The organism is Serratia proteamaculans, assembly GCF_008830365.1.
GTDB lineage: Bacteria > Pseudomonadota > Gammaproteobacteria > Enterobacterales > Enterobacteriaceae > Serratia > Serratia proteamaculans.
Map to the genome: position 1 here is coordinate 199,191 of NZ_WBKI01000004.1, position 16,355 is coordinate 215,545.

Annotated in this window: 12 protein-coding genes; 5 read left to right on the forward strand and 7 right to left on the reverse strand. The window is 57.7% G+C overall.

Annotated elements, in window-relative coordinates; genetic code table 11:
- The first annotated feature begins 7 nt into the window (after positions 1 to 7).
- Positions 8 to 1,498 (forward strand): UxaA family hydrolase, encoded by a 1,491-nt coding sequence (locus F8R23_RS16800; RefSeq protein WP_151415829.1) that lies wholly within the window; start codon positions 8 to 10, stop codon positions 1,496 to 1,498.
- 65 nt (positions 1,499 to 1,563) lie between these two features.
- On the opposite strand, the gene sstT is transcribed toward F8R23_RS16800, so the two are convergent.
- The 5 genes from sstT to F8R23_RS16825 all read right to left on the reverse strand — a co-directional run bounded on the left by sstT (position 1,564) and on the right by F8R23_RS16825 (position 6,592).
- Positions 1,564 to 2,799, reverse strand: a complete 1,236-nt coding sequence (gene sstT / locus F8R23_RS16805; RefSeq protein ID WP_129938853.1) for a serine/threonine transporter SstT — start codon at positions 2,797 to 2,799, stop codon at positions 1,564 to 1,566.
- A gap of 265 nt (positions 2,800 to 3,064) precedes the next feature.
- On the reverse strand, positions 3,065 to 4,042 hold the full coding sequence (locus F8R23_RS16810) for a TerC family protein (protein ID WP_099062133.1): 978 nt from the start codon (positions 4,040 to 4,042) through the stop codon (positions 3,065 to 3,067).
- A gap of 257 nt (positions 4,043 to 4,299) precedes the next feature.
- Entirely contained in the window at positions 4,300 to 5,031 is a 732-nt protein-coding gene (locus F8R23_RS16815) for a glutamine amidotransferase (RefSeq protein WP_129938854.1), read from the reverse strand.
- 1 nt (position 5,032) lies between these two features.
- Complete coding sequence (locus tag F8R23_RS16820) at positions 5,033 to 6,013, reverse strand: Gfo/Idh/MocA family protein (RefSeq protein WP_129937259.1); 981 nt, start codon at positions 6,011 to 6,013, stop codon at positions 5,033 to 5,035.
- Positions 6,014 to 6,085: 72 nt separating this feature from the next.
- Positions 6,086 to 6,592 carry a M48 metallopeptidase family protein gene (locus tag F8R23_RS16825; RefSeq protein ID WP_099062136.1) on the reverse strand — a complete coding sequence of 169 codons (507 nt, stop codon included), beginning with the start codon at positions 6,590 to 6,592 and terminating at the stop codon, positions 6,086 to 6,088.
- 149 nt (positions 6,593 to 6,741) lie between these two features.
- On the opposite strand from F8R23_RS16825, the gene rlmG reads away from it, so the two are divergent.
- Positions 6,742 to 7,881: a 23S rRNA (guanine(1835)-N(2))-methyltransferase RlmG gene (gene rlmG, locus F8R23_RS16830; RefSeq protein WP_112347093.1), complete on the forward strand. Its 1,140-nt coding sequence runs from the start codon at positions 6,742 to 6,744 to the stop codon at positions 7,879 to 7,881.
- Positions 7,882 to 7,919: 38 nt separating this feature from the next.
- Here rlmG and F8R23_RS16835 read toward each other — a convergent pair whose 3' ends face one another.
- Positions 7,920 to 9,941: an oxidoreductase gene (locus F8R23_RS16835; RefSeq protein WP_151415830.1), complete on the reverse strand. Its 2,022-nt coding sequence runs from the start codon at positions 9,939 to 9,941 to the stop codon at positions 7,920 to 7,922.
- Between the two features lie 424 nt (positions 9,942 to 10,365).
- On the opposite strand from F8R23_RS16835, the gene F8R23_RS16840 reads away from it, so the two are divergent.
- Positions 10,366 to 11,985: an ABC-F family ATP-binding cassette domain-containing protein gene (locus tag F8R23_RS16840; RefSeq protein WP_151415831.1), complete on the forward strand. Its 1,620-nt coding sequence runs from the start codon at positions 10,366 to 10,368 to the stop codon at positions 11,983 to 11,985.
- Between the two features lie 13 nt (positions 11,986 to 11,998).
- On the opposite strand, the gene pdxR is transcribed toward F8R23_RS16840, so the two are convergent.
- Positions 11,999 to 13,465, reverse strand: coding sequence for a MocR-like pyridoxine biosynthesis transcription factor PdxR (pdxR, locus tag F8R23_RS16845; RefSeq protein ID WP_151415832.1), 1,467 nt, complete (start codon positions 13,463 to 13,465; stop codon positions 11,999 to 12,001).
- Between the two features lie 128 nt (positions 13,466 to 13,593).
- On the opposite strand from pdxR, the gene F8R23_RS16850 reads away from it, so the two are divergent.
- Positions 13,594 to 14,859, forward strand: coding sequence for a 4-aminobutyrate--2-oxoglutarate transaminase (locus F8R23_RS16850; protein ID WP_151415833.1), 1,266 nt, complete (start codon positions 13,594 to 13,596; stop codon positions 14,857 to 14,859).
- 13 nt (positions 14,860 to 14,872) lie between these two features.
- The gene (locus F8R23_RS16855; RefSeq protein WP_099062143.1) at positions 14,873 to 16,327 is read left to right on the forward strand and encodes an NAD-dependent succinate-semialdehyde dehydrogenase; all 1,455 of its coding nucleotides are present in this window, start codon (positions 14,873 to 14,875) and stop codon (positions 16,325 to 16,327) included.
- Positions 16,328 to 16,355: the final 28 nt, after the last annotated feature.

Consider the following 16,355-nt stretch of genomic DNA (forward strand, 5'->3'; position numbering starts at 1 on the left):
TGGGTTTATGCAAAGCATGGTAAAAATTCATTCGCTGGATAATGTCGCGGTAGCGCTGCACGATCTGGCCGCCGGTGAAACGCTGGAACTGGAGACACAGGCCATTCGGCTGGTACAACCGGTGGCGCGCGGGCATAAGTTTGCCTTGCAACCGATTGCCGCCGGTGAAGCGATCATCAAGTACGGTCTGCCGATCGGGCATGCATTGGAAGCCATCGAGCCGGGTGAACATATTCACTCGCAAAATGCCAAAACCAACCTGAGCGATCTCGACAGCTATCTGTATCAACCGGCTTTTCCCACGTTACCGCCACAGGCTGCGGATCGAGAGGTTCAGCTTTATCGCCGGCGCAGCGGGGAGGTGGGGATCCGTAACGAGCTGTGGATCGTGCCGACCGTCGGCTGCGTTAACGGTATTGCCCGGCAGATCCAGCAGCGTTTTCTGAAGGAAACTCAGGATGCGCAGGGGATCGACGGCGTACATCTGTTCAGCCATCCGTTTGGCTGTTCGCAACTGGGTCAGGATCACGAGAACACCCGCACCATGCTGCAAAATATGGTGCGCCACCCGAACGCCGGAGCGGTGTTGGTGATTGGCCTGGGGTGTGAGAACAACCAGGTGGATGTGTTCCGCAGCACGCTGGGCGCGACCGATGAGCAGCGGGTACGCTTTATGGTGTGCCAGCAGCAGGACGATGAGGTCGAGGCCGGGCTGGAGCAGTTACATGCCCTGTATCAGGTGATGCGCGACGATCGTCGCCAGCCGGGCAAACTGAGCGAGTTGAAGTTCGGACTGGAGTGTGGCGGATCGGACGGCCTGTCCGGCATTACCGCTAACCCATTGCTGGGCCGTTTTTCCGACTACCTGATCGCCAACGGCGGCACCACGGTACTGACTGAAGTGCCAGAGATGTTTGGCGCCGAACGGATCCTGATGAGCCGCTGCCGCGATAGGGCGACCTTCGAGAATACCGTCAGTATGGTTAACGACTTCAAACAGTACTTTATCGCCCATAACCAGCCGATTTATGAAAACCCCTCGCCGGGCAATAAAGCCGGTGGCATCACCACGCTGGAGGAAAAATCCCTCGGCTGTACGCAGAAAGCCGGGCAGAGCCAGGTGGTGGACGTGCTGAAATATGGCGAACGCCTGCGGCAGCCCGGATTAAACCTGCTCAGTGCACCGGGTAATGATGCGGTGGCGACCAGCGCGCTGGCCGGTGCCGGCTGTCATATGGTGTTGTTCAGTACCGGGCGCGGCACGCCCTATGGCGGTTTCGTGCCGACGGTGAAGCTGGCCACCAACAGCGAACTGGCGGCGAAGAAACCCCACTGGATTGATTTTGACGCCGGTCGGCTGATCCACGGCACCTCGATGGAGAGTCTGCTGGAGCAGTTTGTCGATCTGATTGTGGCGATTGCAAATGGTCAGGCGGCGCGTAATGAAGTGAATGATTTCCGTGAACTGGCGATTTTTAAAAGCGGGGTAACTTTGTAGGGCTGCGATATTTAGGTCAAAAAAAGGCGCCCGATAATGAGCGCCTTGTTGAATAAGCTCGGAAATTAACGCACCTTCAGCGGATCTTCATCTGCCAAACGCTGGTCTTCCGCCTGACAGGCTGCGGCAGTAAACAGGACGTCGGTAGAAGAGTTCAGTGCGGTTTCGGCGGAGTCTTGCAGAACACCGATGATAAAGCCGACGGCGACCACCTGCATGGCCACGTCGTTCGGGATGCCGAACATGTTACACGCCAACGGGATCAGCAACAGCGAACCGCCGGCCACACCGGAAGCGCCGCAGGCACAAACGGCGGCCACTACGCTCAGCAGCAGCGCGGTCGGCACATCAACCGGGATCCCCAGAGTATGTACCGCCGCCAGCGTCAGCACGGTAATGGTGATCGCCGCGCCAGCCATATTGATGGTTGCACCCAGTGGGATAGAAACCGAATAGGTGTCTTCGTTCAGATTCAGCTTTTTGCACAGCTCCATATTCACCGGAATATTGGCGGCCGAACTGCGGGTGAAGAATGCCGTCACGCCGCTTTCACGCAGGCAGGCGAACACCAGCGGATAAGGATTGCGACGGATTTTCCAGAACACGATCAGCGGGTTCAGCACCAGTGCGACCAGCAGCATACAGCCGATCAGTACCACCAGCAGTTGAGCATAACCCCACAGCGCGCCGAAGCCAGTTTCTGCCAGCGTCGAAGCCACCAGGCCGAAGATGCCAAGTGGGGCACAGCGGATCACCGCACGTACCACCATGGTGACCGCATGCGACATATCGTTAATCAGCGATTTAGTAGTGTCGGAGGAGTGGCGCAACGCCAGTCCCAGACCCACAGCCCAGGCCAGAATACCGATATAGTTAGCGCTAATCAGCGCCTGGAACGGGTTGGCTACCACGCTCAGCAGCAGGCCTTTCAGCACCTCTATAATGCCGCCCGGCGGGTTGATGTCGGCATTGCCGGCCACCAGCGCCAGATTGGACGGGAACATAAAGCTGACCACGACCGCCACCAGCGCCGCAGCGAAGGTTCCCAGCAGATAGAGGAACAGGATCGGCCGGATATTGGTTTTCTGCCCGTGTTTGTGATTGGCGATTGAGGCCATGACCAACACCAGCACCAGTACCGGCGCCACCGCTTTCAGTGCGCCAACGAATAGCGCACCCAGCAAGCCTACCGCCGAAGCCGTTGCCGGTGAGACCAGCGCAACAATAATACCGGCCACCAGGCCGACCATGATTTGTTTGACCAGACTGCCCTGAGTGATCTTTTGTAGTAATTTTTGCATAGTGCTTTTTCTTCCCGATGATGTTGCTTACAGCTTTATCTCGGCGGGAACCTCGCCGGACAACTTTATTTGTATCTGTAACCAAGTGTGTTTGCCAAATCAGTATTCAGTAAACCAATGGGGTTGGAAAGGGCCAGCGGTGAAATTCTAAGGGCGGATCAACTCTTGATAACATACTGGTTACATTTGTGTGATCGCAATAACGTTTGGCGTTTGGGACGAATTGCCAAACAATCGCGGGGCGACTAGCGCCCCGGATAACAGATTATGGAGCTTTATTATTGGCCAGGCGGTCATTCCGGCGGTTAACCCAGGCGTTGATCAACAGCGTCAGCGTCAGGATACTGGCGACTACGCCGAGCGAAACACCGATCGGGATGTGGAATAAATCGATAATCAGCATCTTGACGCCGATAAACATCAGGATCAGCGACAGACCGTATTTCAGCATCGAGAAGCGTTCAGCCACATTAGCCAGCAGGAAGTACATGGCGCGCAGGCCCATGATGGCGAACAGGTTAGAGGTCAGTACGATAAACGGATCTGTGGTCACGGCAAAGATAGCCGGGATGCTATCGACCGCAAAGATCACATCGCTCAGTTCCACCAGGATCAGCACCAGTACCAGCGGCGTAGCAAACAGCAGGCCGTTGCGGCGCACGAAGAAGCGCTCACCTTCCAGGTTGTCGGTCATGCGCAGGTGACTACGCAGCCATTTCACCAGCGGCTTGTCGCCAATCGCTCCACCATCTTCCTTCGCCAGCGCCATCTTGATACCGGTGAACAGCAGGAAAGCGCCGAACAGGTACAGCAGCCACTGGAACTGGGTCACCAGCCAGCTACCGGCGAAGATCATGATGGTACGCAGTACGATCGCGCCCAATACGCCAAAAATCAGCACCCGACGCTGCAGGTTGGCCGGAACGGCAAAGTAACTGAACAGCATCAGCCAGACGAAGACGTTATCAACCGCCAGTGCTTTTTCGATCAGGTAACCGGTGAGGAAGGCCAGTGCCTGAGTATCGGCGACGGCACGTCCGGCAGTTTGGTTCAGGTAGTACCAGAAACCCAGGTTGAACAGCAGAGACAGGCTGACCCACACCAGTGACCAACTGGCGGCCTGCTTCAGCGTCATGGTATGTGCGCCTTTGCGGCCCTGCAGCAGGAGGTCGATTGCGAGCATCACAACTATGATGGCGGCAAAGCTGCCCCATAACCAAGGTGTGCCAACGGTATTCATCATCAGAGGTATCCTTCAAAACAAAAACGGCCAACGTCGGAAGACGCTAGCCGCTCTTATGAACGCTGCAAGCAAACCTCGCCTTCCGGCAAGGTCTCACTTACAACGTTGATGAAGGTGCACCTTAGTGCGCCCTGACATCAGGTTGCCCGGTAACCGGGTGCTTGCGCACCGTAATGACGATTAACCGGCAATGAAGTTACTCCCCTTTGCACGGCAGAAAGTAATGCAAAATGTGTCAGTGGTCAACGTTTATTGCGTTACCCGGCCAGGGCTTTTTGTGCGCCGAGGCTGACGACAAACCCTTGCAACAGCAGTCGGCTGAACGGCGTATCGCTAACCTGCTGTTGCTTAAGCTGATACTCCGCTTGCTGCTGCGGATACAGCTCGCCAAGCCAGCCCAGGTACTGGTGCATCACCGCGCCGTTAAATTCCGGATGGAACTGAGTGGTCAGCACTTGCTCGCCATAACTGAGGATCTGATAAGCATCCTGCTGCGAACGCGCCAGCACCACGGCACCGGCAGGGGGCGTCAATACGCTCTGCGCGTGGATCAGATTCGCCTTGAAGCGCGGTGGCAGCATCGCCATCCGCCGGTCATTGGCGGCGGCTGGCAACAGTTCTATCTCCAGCGTGCCGACCTCCATGCCCTGCGGGTGATAGCCGACTTCCCCGCCAAGCGCATAGGCCAGCAGCTGGTGGCCATAGCAGGCGCCAAAAATAGGCAGTTTGATCAGCATGGCCTGTCGCAGCCATTCGGCGGCCTGTTCACTCCACGGCAACTGCTCGGTGACCATCGCCGGTGAACCGGTGATCACCACGCCAGAGTAGTGTTGCGGCGGCAGCGGTTGTTCACCTGCGGGAAGATGCACGATCTGTACGCGATCGACGTCAATGTTTCCCTGTTGCAGGAACATGCCGTCGAAATTGGCTTTTTCCTGGCGGATCACCTCCGGCGCGTCGCCGGTTTGCATCAGTAATAACGGTTTCATGTCATGCTCCGTCGGCAGGAAACACCACGCCGGTCTGGCGGCGGATTTCGGTCAGCAGGCGGGCGATAATCAGCGAATTCTCTAACCCCGGGTGGTCCACCTGACGTTTTTCCACCAGTTCGGCGAACATTTGCGCTTCATACAGCATGGTATTGATATGCTGCGGCTGGGTCAGATCCTGGCGCTGACCACCGCGTGGCGTTAGTACCACGCCCTGACACTCCGAAATTTTCTCAATTATCAGCGTACCTTCTTCACCCTGGATCTCGCTCGGAATGTCCGAGTTGCTCACCTTGGAGTGGGAGAGGGTCACATCGAAATCGCCGTAATTGAGGCAGGCGGTGCCGTGCGCATCAACGCCGGTATCCAGCAAGCTCGCGCTGGCGATCACCGATTTCGGCTCGCCGAACAGCACCACGGCACTGGCCAGGCAGTAATAACCAATGTCCATGATCGAACCGTTGGAAAACTGCGGATTGAAGGTATTTGGGTTTTCACCAGCCAGATAGCGTGGGTAGCGTGAGGAGTACTGGCAGTAATTGATAAAGGCTTTGCGCAGTCGGCCGATTTTCGGCAGCGTTTGTTGCAGCGTCAGGAAATTGGGCAAATGGGCGCTTTTAAAGGCTTCGAACAGTACTACCTGATTTTCACGTGCACAGGCCACCAGCATCTCGGCTTCGCGCAGGTTGGATACCAGTGGCTTTTCGCAAATCACGTGCTTTTTATGGCTGAGGAACAGCAGCGACTGCTGGCAGTGCAGACTATTGGGGCTGGCGATATAAACCGCGTCGATGGCGTCCGACTGGGCCAGCGCCTCAAGGGAATCGAAAAACAGACTGACGGGGTAGTTGGCACCAAATGCCTGCGCCTGTTCGAGCTTGCGCGAATAGATGGCGGTCAGCTTCAGCTTGCCGCTTTCGTGTGCGGCGTCAATAAAGCGTTCCGTAATCCAGTTGGTACCAACAACGGCAAAGCGAATCATAGAAATCTCCGGTTCCCAGGCGACGGGTAGAAAGAATCAGATTATCACGGCATTTACCGAAGGCGAATCCTGCTATGCATACAGATTGCCAAACACGGAGAGGTGGGTCAGATACAACCGGGTATCGAACTCCAGTTGATGGTAATTGGGTTCCATATGGCAACACAGGCTGTAGAAGGCTTTGTTGTGGTCTTTCTCTTTCAGGTGCGCCAGTTCATGCACCACGATCATGCGTAGAAACGGCTCCGGTGCCAGCTTGAATACCGTCGCCACGCGGATTTCTGCCTTGGCCTTCAGCTTGCCGCCCTGTACGCGGGAAATGGCGGTGTGCATGCCGAGTGCGTGTTTCATTACCTGGATTTTACCGTCGTAGGCCACTTTACTCAGCGGCTGGGCATTGCGCAGATACTGGTTTTTCAGATCGACGGTAAATTGATAAAGCGACTTGTCGGTGGTGCAGTCGTGCACCTGGGGATAGCGCTGCAACAGCACCTCACCCAGACGTTGCTGGTCGATCAACTGCTGCACCTGGCTTTGCAGATGTTCAGAGTAACCCTGCAAGTAAGTCAGTTCGGACATCGTCTTCCCGTATTGGCCATAATTCAGCGGGTCATTGTATGATGTTTTTTCGCGCAAAGCCCGCAAAGGGCAATTTATCCGAAAAAACATTTTACTGCCGGACGTTTTTAGGGGATAAACAGCCCAAATTTTATCAGTCAGGAGGGGCAATGAGCCAACTCGATCTGGGAACACAGCAACTTGAGCTGGAACGTTATCCCCAACAGGAAGAATCCACCCAACTACAGGCGTGGGAAGCGGCAGATGAATATCTGCTGCAACAGCTTGAAAATGTAAACATTGGCGATCGTCCGGTGCTGATTTTCAACGACAACTTTGGCACGCTGGCCTGTGCGCTGCACGGTCATCAGCCTTACAGCATCAGCGATTCCTATATGAGCCAGTTGGCCACGCGCCATAACCTGAAGCTCAATGAATTGGATCCGGAGCAGGTTACGCTGCTGGACACCTTGGCCGAATTACCTGCGTCACCGGCGGTGGTGCTGATCCGTATTCCTAAAGCGCTGGCACTGCTGGAACAGCAACTGCGTGCGTTGCGTGATGTGGTGGCACCGGACACGGTGATCATCGCCGGGGCCAAAGCGCGTGACGTGCATACCTCAACCATGCAGCTGTTTGAAAAGGTGCTCGGTCCTACTCGCACCAGCCTGGCATGGAAGAAAGCGCGGTTGATCCACTGTGACGTCGCCGACATCGTGCCACCGGCAGCGCCGGTAACCACCAACTGGGTGCTGGACGGTACCGATTGGATTATCCACAACCATGCCAACGTGTTCTCACGCAGCAATCTGGATATTGGCGCACGCCTGTTCCTGGATCATCTGCCGCATGACATTGAAGGCCACATCATCGATCTGGGCTGCGGCAACGGTATCATCGGCATGGCCGCATTGATGCAGAACCCGCAAGCGCAGGTGAGCTTTGTTGATGAGTCCTACATGGCGGTGGCCTCCAGCGAACTTAACGTGGAACACAACCTGCCGCAGGACATGGATCGTTGTCAGTTTGAAGTGAATAACTCGCTGGCGGGGATTGAGCGTGAAAGCGTGCAGGCGGTGCTGTGTAACCCTCCGTTCCACCAGCAGCATGCGATCACCGATCACACCGCCTGGCAGATGTTCTGTGACGCCAAGCGTTGCCTGCAGGTAGGCGGTGAGCTGCGCATCGTCGGTAACCGCCATCTGGATTACCACCAGAAACTAAAGCGTTTGTTCGGCAACTGCACCCTGATCGCATCCAACAAGAAGTTCGTGATCCTGAAAGCGGTGAAATCCGGTGCGCGTTACTGATTGATTGAGGGGCGCAGTGAATGCGCCCCTGATTGTCATTACAGCGCCATCGCCAGCCGTGTGCCCTGATCGATAGCGCGACGGGCATCCAGCTCGGCGGCAACGTCCGCTCCGCCAATCAAATGCACCGTTTTGCCCATCTCCAGCAGCGGTTGCTGCAGTTCACGACGCGGTTCCTGCCCGGCGCAGATGATCACCGTGTCGACCGGCAAGCAGCTTTCCTGCTCGGCTCGCGAAATATGCAGCCCTTCATCGTCAATACGCTGATAATTCACGCTATTGAGCATTTTCACGCCGCGCATCGCCAGACTGGTGCGGTGGATCCAACCGGTGGTTTTCCCCAGGCCTTCGCCCACTTTGCTGGTTTTGCGCTGCAGCAGATAGATTTGCCGGGTCGCACGCGCCGCCACGGGCCCCTGGGCTGCCAGCCCGCCGCGTTGGTTGAGCTGGTCGTCGATGCCCCATTCACGGTTAAACTCAGCCTGATCCAGGCTGCTTGATACCCCGTGCTGGCTGAGGTACTCGGCAGTGTCGAAGCCGATGCCGCCAGCACCGATAATCGCCACCCGCTGGCCGACCGGTTTTTTGTCACGCAGTACATCCAGATAGGTCAGGACTCTGGCGTTATCAATACCGGGGATCTCCGGGGTACGCGGCACAATGCCACAGGCGAGGATCACTTCGTCAAATTCAGCCAGATCGGCCGCCGTCACCCAACTGCCCAGTTTTAGTGTCACCTCCAGCAGTGCCAGTTGGCGGCGGAAGTAGCGCAGGGTTTCATGGAATTCTTCTTTGCCGGGGATCTGTTTGGCAATATTGAACTGGCCGCCAATCTGATCGGCGGCGTCGAACAACGTCACTCGGTGGCCACGGCTGGCGGCAGTGGTGGCAAACGCCAGTCCGGCCGGTCCGGCACCGATCACCGCCAGTTTCTTCGGTTTTTCTGCCGCGATCAGGGGCATTTCGGTTTCGCGGCAGGCGCGTGGGTTAACCAGGCAAGAGGTGAGTTTGCCTTCAAAAATCTGGTCGAGGCAGGCCTGATTACAGCCAATACAGGTATTGATCTCGTCGGCACGGCCCTCGGCAGCTTTTTGCACAAAGGCGGCGTCGGCCAGGAACGGGCGAGCCATCGATACCATGTCGGCGCAGCCGTCTGCCAGCACTTGCTCTGCGACTGCCGGATCGTTAATGCGGTTGGTGGTGATCAGCGGAATGCGCACTTTGCCCATCAGCTTACGGGTCACCCAACTGAAACCGGCGCGCGGCACCATGGTAGCGATGGTCGGAATACGCGCCTCATGCCAGCCGATGCCGGTGTTGATAATCGTCGTGCCCGCCTGCTCAACCGCCAGCGCCAACTGTTCGATCTCCTGCCAGCTGGAACCGTCCTCCACCAGATCCAGCATCGAAAGACGGTAAATCAGAATGAAGTCGTTGCCGACAGCCTGCCGTACGGCCCGGACGATCTCCACGGCAAAACGCATGCGGTTGCTGAAGCTGCCGCCCCATTGGTCGTCGCGCTGGTTGGTGCGCGACACCAGGAATTGGTTGATCAAATAGCCTTCGGAACCCATCACCTCGACGCCATCGTAACCGGCCTGCTGTGCCAGTGCCGCGCATTGGGCGAAGTCGGCGATGGTCTGCAGGATGTCTGCTTCGCTCAGCGCGGTGGGGGCGAAGGGATTGATCGGTGCCTGCAGCGCGGAGGGCGCGACTGGCTGCGGCTGATAGCTATAGCGGCCAGCATGCAGGATTTGCAGCGCAATTTTGCCGCCGGCCCGATGGACGGCCTCGGTGACAATGCGGTGATGACTGAGCTGCTGTGGCTGGCTGAGGGTGGAGCCGCCGCGGTACACCACGCCTTTTTCATTGGGGGCGATACCGCCGGTGACGATCAGCGCCACGCCGGCGGCCGCGCGTTCGGCATAGAAAGCGGCCATACGCTCGGGGCCATTGGGCAGTTCTTCCAGGCCGGTGTGCATCGATCCCATCAGCACCCGATTTTTCAGGGTGGTGAAGCCGAGATCCAGCGGCGCCAGCAGGTGTGGGTAATTGCTCATTGCAGTCTCCATCGCTCATCCCCCCGCATCTTTCAAACTGCAGCGTTGTTGGCCGCGTTCGTTCACCCCAGTCACTTACCAAAGTAAGCTCCAGGGGACTCTCAAACTTGCCGCCTAACTGCAGCTCGAAAGCTTTTGGGTATGATCAGTTGTTATTATTATGTACGACCAAGTGGTCGGATGAGATAAATCTAGCCGTTGTCTCTGCCGTTGGGAATCTGCGTTGCGCTGAATGTGATAGATGTCATGGATCTTTATTGTTGTTTGCATCGTGAACAACAAATCGGTTAGCATTTGCGCGTTGAAATTCCTTCTTTCTGCGGAGCCATTACCGAAAATGAACAAACACGCCTGTTGATATCTTGTCCCACGTAGCGCACATCAGTGCCATGTGGGGATATTTTGATCTCATCCAGGAGTGCTTATGGCTCATTTTGCGCAGTCCCCTCATTTTGTTTTACATCAACTGACCTGCCAGTTTGCTGACGGCGAAACGCTGTTCGGCCCGTTGGATCTCACTTTCGATCAACAGCACTGCGGCCTGGTTGGGCGTAACGGCGTCGGAAAAACTCGTCTGCTACGGCTGATTGCCGGGCTGGATCTGCCCGGTGGTGGGCATGTCGAATCGCATGCTTCATTGGCCTACGTAGCGCAGCAGCCAGACATCGCGCCACAGACTACGCTGGCCCAACTGTTGGGCTACGGCGAGACCTTTGCCGCACTGGCCCGCCTTGAGCAGGGGCGACCGCAGCCGGACGATATCGATCGTCTGGAAGGGCAGTGGGATCTGAACGATCGTTTGCAGGCTGCATTTTCCACCGCCGGGTTACCGGCTTTCGATCCGCAACGGCCGGCAAAGGATCTCAGTGGTGGCGAACGGATGCGCGCCGCATTGTGCGGTGCGATGCTGGGCAATGCTGACTTCTTGTTATTGGACGAACCGACCAACCATCTTGATACTCGCGCTCGCGAGGGGCTGTATCGGCAGTTAGAAAACTGGCGCGGCGGTTTGCTGGTCGCCAGCCACGATCGACAACTGCTGGCGCGTATGCAGCGTATTGTCGAGCTGACGCCCGGCGCACTGCACAGCTACGGTGGTAACTACCATGATTATAGCCACCAGCGTGAGCTGGAGCAGCAGGCGGCACGTGCCGGGCTGGAACATGCGCGTCAGGAGCGTCGGCGCACTCGTGCCCGACAGCAGAAAGAGCACGACATTAGCCAGCGGCGCTCTGCGCAGACGCTGAAAACTGTCGATACGCTGAACATCGCCTCCTTTGAGCGCGTGGCTTACAAGGCGGCGGCCAAAGAGAGCCTGGGTACGCTGTGCAAACAGCATCAGGAGCAGAAAGGCGCCCTCGATGCCGCAGTAAATGAAGCCTGGCAGCGGGTAGAGGAAGACAGCCCGGTAATGTTGACCCTGCCGGGCAGCGCTGTGGCGGCGGGCAAACAGGTTCTGGTGCTGGAACAGCTGCAACTGCCTTTTATCACTATGCCGCCGTTGGATTTACGTATCGATGGCCCGATGCGCGTGGCGCTGACCGGCCCGAATGGCTGCGGTAAATCCACCTTGCTGAAGGTGATCCTGGGGCAATGGGCAGCCAGGGGCGGTCGTTGCCACTGTCCGTTGCCGACGGCTTATCTCGACCAAAACCTTTCGCAGCTCAATCTGTCGCTCTCGGTGGTTGAGCATCTTGGCCTGCAGGATTCGCCGCTAAATGAGGGCAGGATGCGCAGTCAGTTGGCACAGTTGCAGCTAAACGCCGAGCGCGTACTGTTGCCCCTGGCGGCGCTGAGTGGAGGGGAACGGCTGAAAGCGGCGCTGGCCTGCATGTTGTGGCGGCAGGAACCGGCGCAGTTGCTGCTGCTGGATGAACCGACCAATCACCTGGATCTGGCATCGTCACTGGCGATCGAGGCCGCGTTGGCCAGTTTTCCCGGCGCGATGCTGGTGGTCTCCCATGATGAAGCGTTTTTGCAGGCACTGAAATTAACTCACCGTTTGCAATGGCGGCAGGAAGGGTGGCAATTGCAGAGCCTTTGATGGAAAACAGCGGTCAGGGACGGATGCATTCCAGCAGCAGGGTAAAGGCGGCGGCCATTTGCTCTTCCGGCACGCAGGCGAAGCCCATCAGCAGGCCACGGCGATGGTTGGGCAGCATGTAGTAACGCGACAGCGGCCGCACCAGTACGCCGCGTTCGTTGGCGGCGGCGGCGATCGCGACATCGTCAGTCTGGTCCGGCAGGTTAAGGATCAGGTGCAGCCCGGCGTTGTTGTTGAATTCGCTCAACGCCTGTTTGCCCAGGTGCTGTTCGATCAATGCGGTCAAAAACGCCCGGCGGCGGGCATACAACAACCGCATGCGACGGATATGCGCGGTGTAGTGGCCTTCCTGAATAAACTGCGCCAATGCGGTCTGGATCAGCAGATGACCGCCGCGGTACAGCTCGGCATGGGCGGTTTTCAACGCCGCGACCAGCGGCTTTGGCAACACCACGTAGCCCAGCCGTAGTGCCGGGTACAGCGTTTTACTGAAGGTGCCGATATAGATCACCGGTGCGTCGGCTTCCAGTCCCTGCAATGCCGGGATCGGCTGGCCGGAAAAGCGGAATTCACTGTCGTAGTCATCCTCAACGATCCAACTGCCGCCGTTGCGCGCGAGCGCCAGCAAGCGTTGTCGCCGCGCCAGACTCATTACCGATCCCAGCGGATATTGGTGCGACGGAGTAACAAATATCAGTCGCGGTGCACCTGTGGGTTGCTCAGGCGGTACCATGCCGGCCTCATCAACCGCCAGCGGGCAGATATTCACGTCGTTCATTCGCAGGATATTGCGGATCCCCCAATAGCCCGGTTCTTCAATCCAGGCGTCGTCGCCAGGATTGCACAGTAGCCGCGTCACCAGATCTATCGCCTGATGGATGCCCTCGGTAATCAGAATTTGCTCCGGCGAACAGCGTACCGAGCGCGCCACACGCAGATAATCCACCAGCGCATGTTGCAGTTCCGGGCTGCCACCCTGGTTGCTGTAGGTCAGTTTCTGCGGGGCTGGGCGACGGCTAATGCGTGCCTGGATCTTGCTGAATAACTGATGAGGGAAGGCATTCACATCGGGTACGCCGGGGATAAATGCGCCCCATTGTTTGGGGCTGGCGCTGGCGTGATGCAACAGAGCGGCGCCACGCGCCGACAGCTCAATACCTCGTTGCTCCCCGTCACTGCCGGCAGGAGCACTGGCAGTGGATAAACAACTGTCCGGCACGGTTTCGGCGACGAATGTGCCACTTCCGGCGCGCGCCAAAACATATCCTTCCGCCAGCAATTGTTCGTAAACGGTTAAAACCGTGTTGCGTGAAAGGCTAAGCTCCTGCGCCAGATCGCGTGAGGCGGGCAGGCGACTGGAGGGCGGCAGGCTGCCGTCCAGAATGCTGGTGCGGATCGCGTTATATAGCCGTTTATGCAGCTTGTCATCGGGCTGTTCGCCGAGACGCTGCAATAACAGGTCACCACTCAATGAGCGCAATTGGATCCCTCAATTAATCGTAACTGGCTCTCGATTATAGGGCCACATCCTGTGTAAATAAACGTCATTGTTTCACAAATGTGAACGAAACGTACAGATGGCACCGCCCACCGACCGGAGAGAACAACATGAAAAACGCAGAATTGAATCAACGTCGTCAGGATGCCACCCCTCGTGGGGTAGGTGTGATGTGTGATTTTTACGCAGAGCGCGCAGAGAACGCCACGCTGTGGGATGTCGAAGGCAATGAAGTGATCGATTTCGCCTCCGGTATTGCGGTACTGAATACCGGGCACCGCCACCCTAAGGTGATCGCCGCGATTGAAAAGCAGCTGAAGGCTTTCACCCACACCGCTTACCAAATTGTTCCTTACGAAAGCTACGTAACCCTGGCGGAACGTATCAACCAGCGTGCGCCAATCGAAGGCCCATGCAAAACCGCCTTCTTTACCACCGGTGCCGAAGCGGTAGAGAACGCGGTCAAAATTGCCCGTGCCCATACCGGTCGCCCAGGGCTTATCACCTTTGGCGGCGGTTTCCACGGCCGTACCTACATGACCATGGCGCTGACTGGCAAAGTGGCACCTTACAAGCTGGGCTTCGGACCCTTCCCCGGTTCAGTGTTCCACGGGCAATACCCGAATGCGCTGTACGGCGTGACCACCGAAGACGCGATGAACAGCCTGGAACGCATCTTTAAAGCGGATATCGATCCCAAGCAGGTCGCGGCCATCGTGCTGGAGCCGGTACAGGGCGAGGGCGGTTTCAACATCGCACCGGCCGAATTCATGCAAGCGCTGCGTACACTGTGCGACGAGCACGGCATTCTGCTGATTGCCGATGAAGTACAAACCGGGTTTGCCCGTACCGGCAAGCTGTTCGCCATGGATCATTACAGCGTGAAACCCGACCTTATCACCATGGCGAAAAGCCTGGCGGGCGGTATGCCGCTGTCGGCGGTGGCCGGGCGTGCCGAAGTGATGGACGCTCCGGCACCGGGTGGGCTGGGTGGTACCTATGCCGGTAACCCACTGGCAGTGGCGGCAGCGCTGGCGGTACTGGAGGTGATTGAAGAAGAACAACTGTGCCAGCGTTCGCAACGTCTGGGTCAGCATCTGGTGGAAGTGTTGCAACAGGCGCGCCAGACCAACCCGGCGATCGTGGATATCCGTGCGCAGGGTTCGATGGTCGCGGTGGAGTTCAACGATCCGAAGACCGGCAAACCTTCGGCGGAGATTACCCGTCAGGTACAGCAGAAAGCGTTGGCAGAAGGCCTGTTGCTACTGAGCTGCGGCGTCAATGGCAACGTGATCCGCTTCCTGTACCCGCTGACCATTCCTGAAGATCAGTTCACCAAGGCGCTGGGCATTCTTTCTCGCGCGCTGGCCCAATAAGGAGTGATCGGCAATGAAATTGAATAATCCCGAGCTGCTGCGCAGCCAGTGCCTGATTAACGGTGAGTGGTGTGATGCGCTGAGCGGCAAGCGTGAAGCAGTGATCAACCCGGCGACCGGCGTCGAATTGGCCAGTATTCCGCTGGTCAGCGGTGAGGAAACCCAACAGGCGATTAACGCGGCGCAGGTGGCGCAGCAAGGCTGGAAACAACTGACGGCCAAGCAACGTTCCGCACTGCTGCTGGCCTGGGCCGACAAGGTACTGGCAGCGCAAGAAGATTTGGCTCAGCTGATGACCGCTGAGCAGGGCAAGTCATTGGCGGAAGCGCGTGGCGAAGTGGCCTATGCCGCTTCGTTTATCACCTGGTTTGCCGAAGAAGCTAAACGGGTCGACGGGGCGGTATTGCAGGCGCCGCTGGCCTCACAGCGCCTGGTGGTGGTCAAACAACCGATTGGCGTTTGCGCGGCGATCACGCCGTGGAACTTCCCGGCGGCGATGATTACCCGCAAGGTAGCACCGGCGCTGGCAGCAGGCTGCGCCATTATCGTTAAACCGGCCGAACAAACGCCGCTGACCGCGCTGGCGTTAGGCAAGCTGGCGCAGGATGCCGGCATTCCGGCGGGCGTGTTGCAGGTGGTCACCGGCGATGCTGCTCAGGTGGGCAAGGTGCTGTGCGACAGCCCGGTAGTACGCAAACTGAGTTTTACCGGTTCGACCGAGGTCGGCCGCATTCTGATGGCGCAGTGCGCGCCAACCATCAAAAAACTGTCGCTGGAACTGGGCGGTAATGCGCCGGTGATCGTGTTCGACGATGCCAACCTGGACGCGGCGGTGGCGGGCATTATGGCCTCCAAATTCCGCAACAGCGGCCAGACCTGCGTTTGCGCCAACCGTATCTATGTACAGGACGGTATTTATGACCGTCTGGTGGACAAACTGGTGGCGGCGGTCGAACAACTGAAAGTTGGTGACGGCAGCCAGGAGGGCACCACACAGGGGCCGTTGATCGACCAGGACGCAGTGGAAAAAGTACAAAGCCACATCGACGATGCGTTGATCAAGGGTGCACAGATCGCTATCGGCGGTCAGCCACACGCGCTGGGACGGACCTTCTTCCAGCCGACGGTCGTGACTGGGGTGACGCAAAAAATGCGCTTCGCCAAAGAAGAAACCTTTGGCCCGGTAGCGCCGCTGTTCCGTTTCCATGATGAGGCGGAAGCCATCGCGATGGCCAACGATACCGAATTTGGCCTGGCCGCCTACCTGTTCACGCAGAACGCCTCGCGCCAGTGGCGGGTACCGGAAGCGTTGGAATACGGCATGGTCGGCATCAATACCGGACTGATTTCTAACGAAGTCGCGCCGTTTGGCGGCGTGAAGCAGTCAGGGCTCGGACGTGAAGGATCGCGTTACGGGATTGAAGAATATCTGGAGTTGAAATACCTGTGTATCGATGTGAGCTGTTAACCACCGGGAAATTAACCGATCCCGGTGG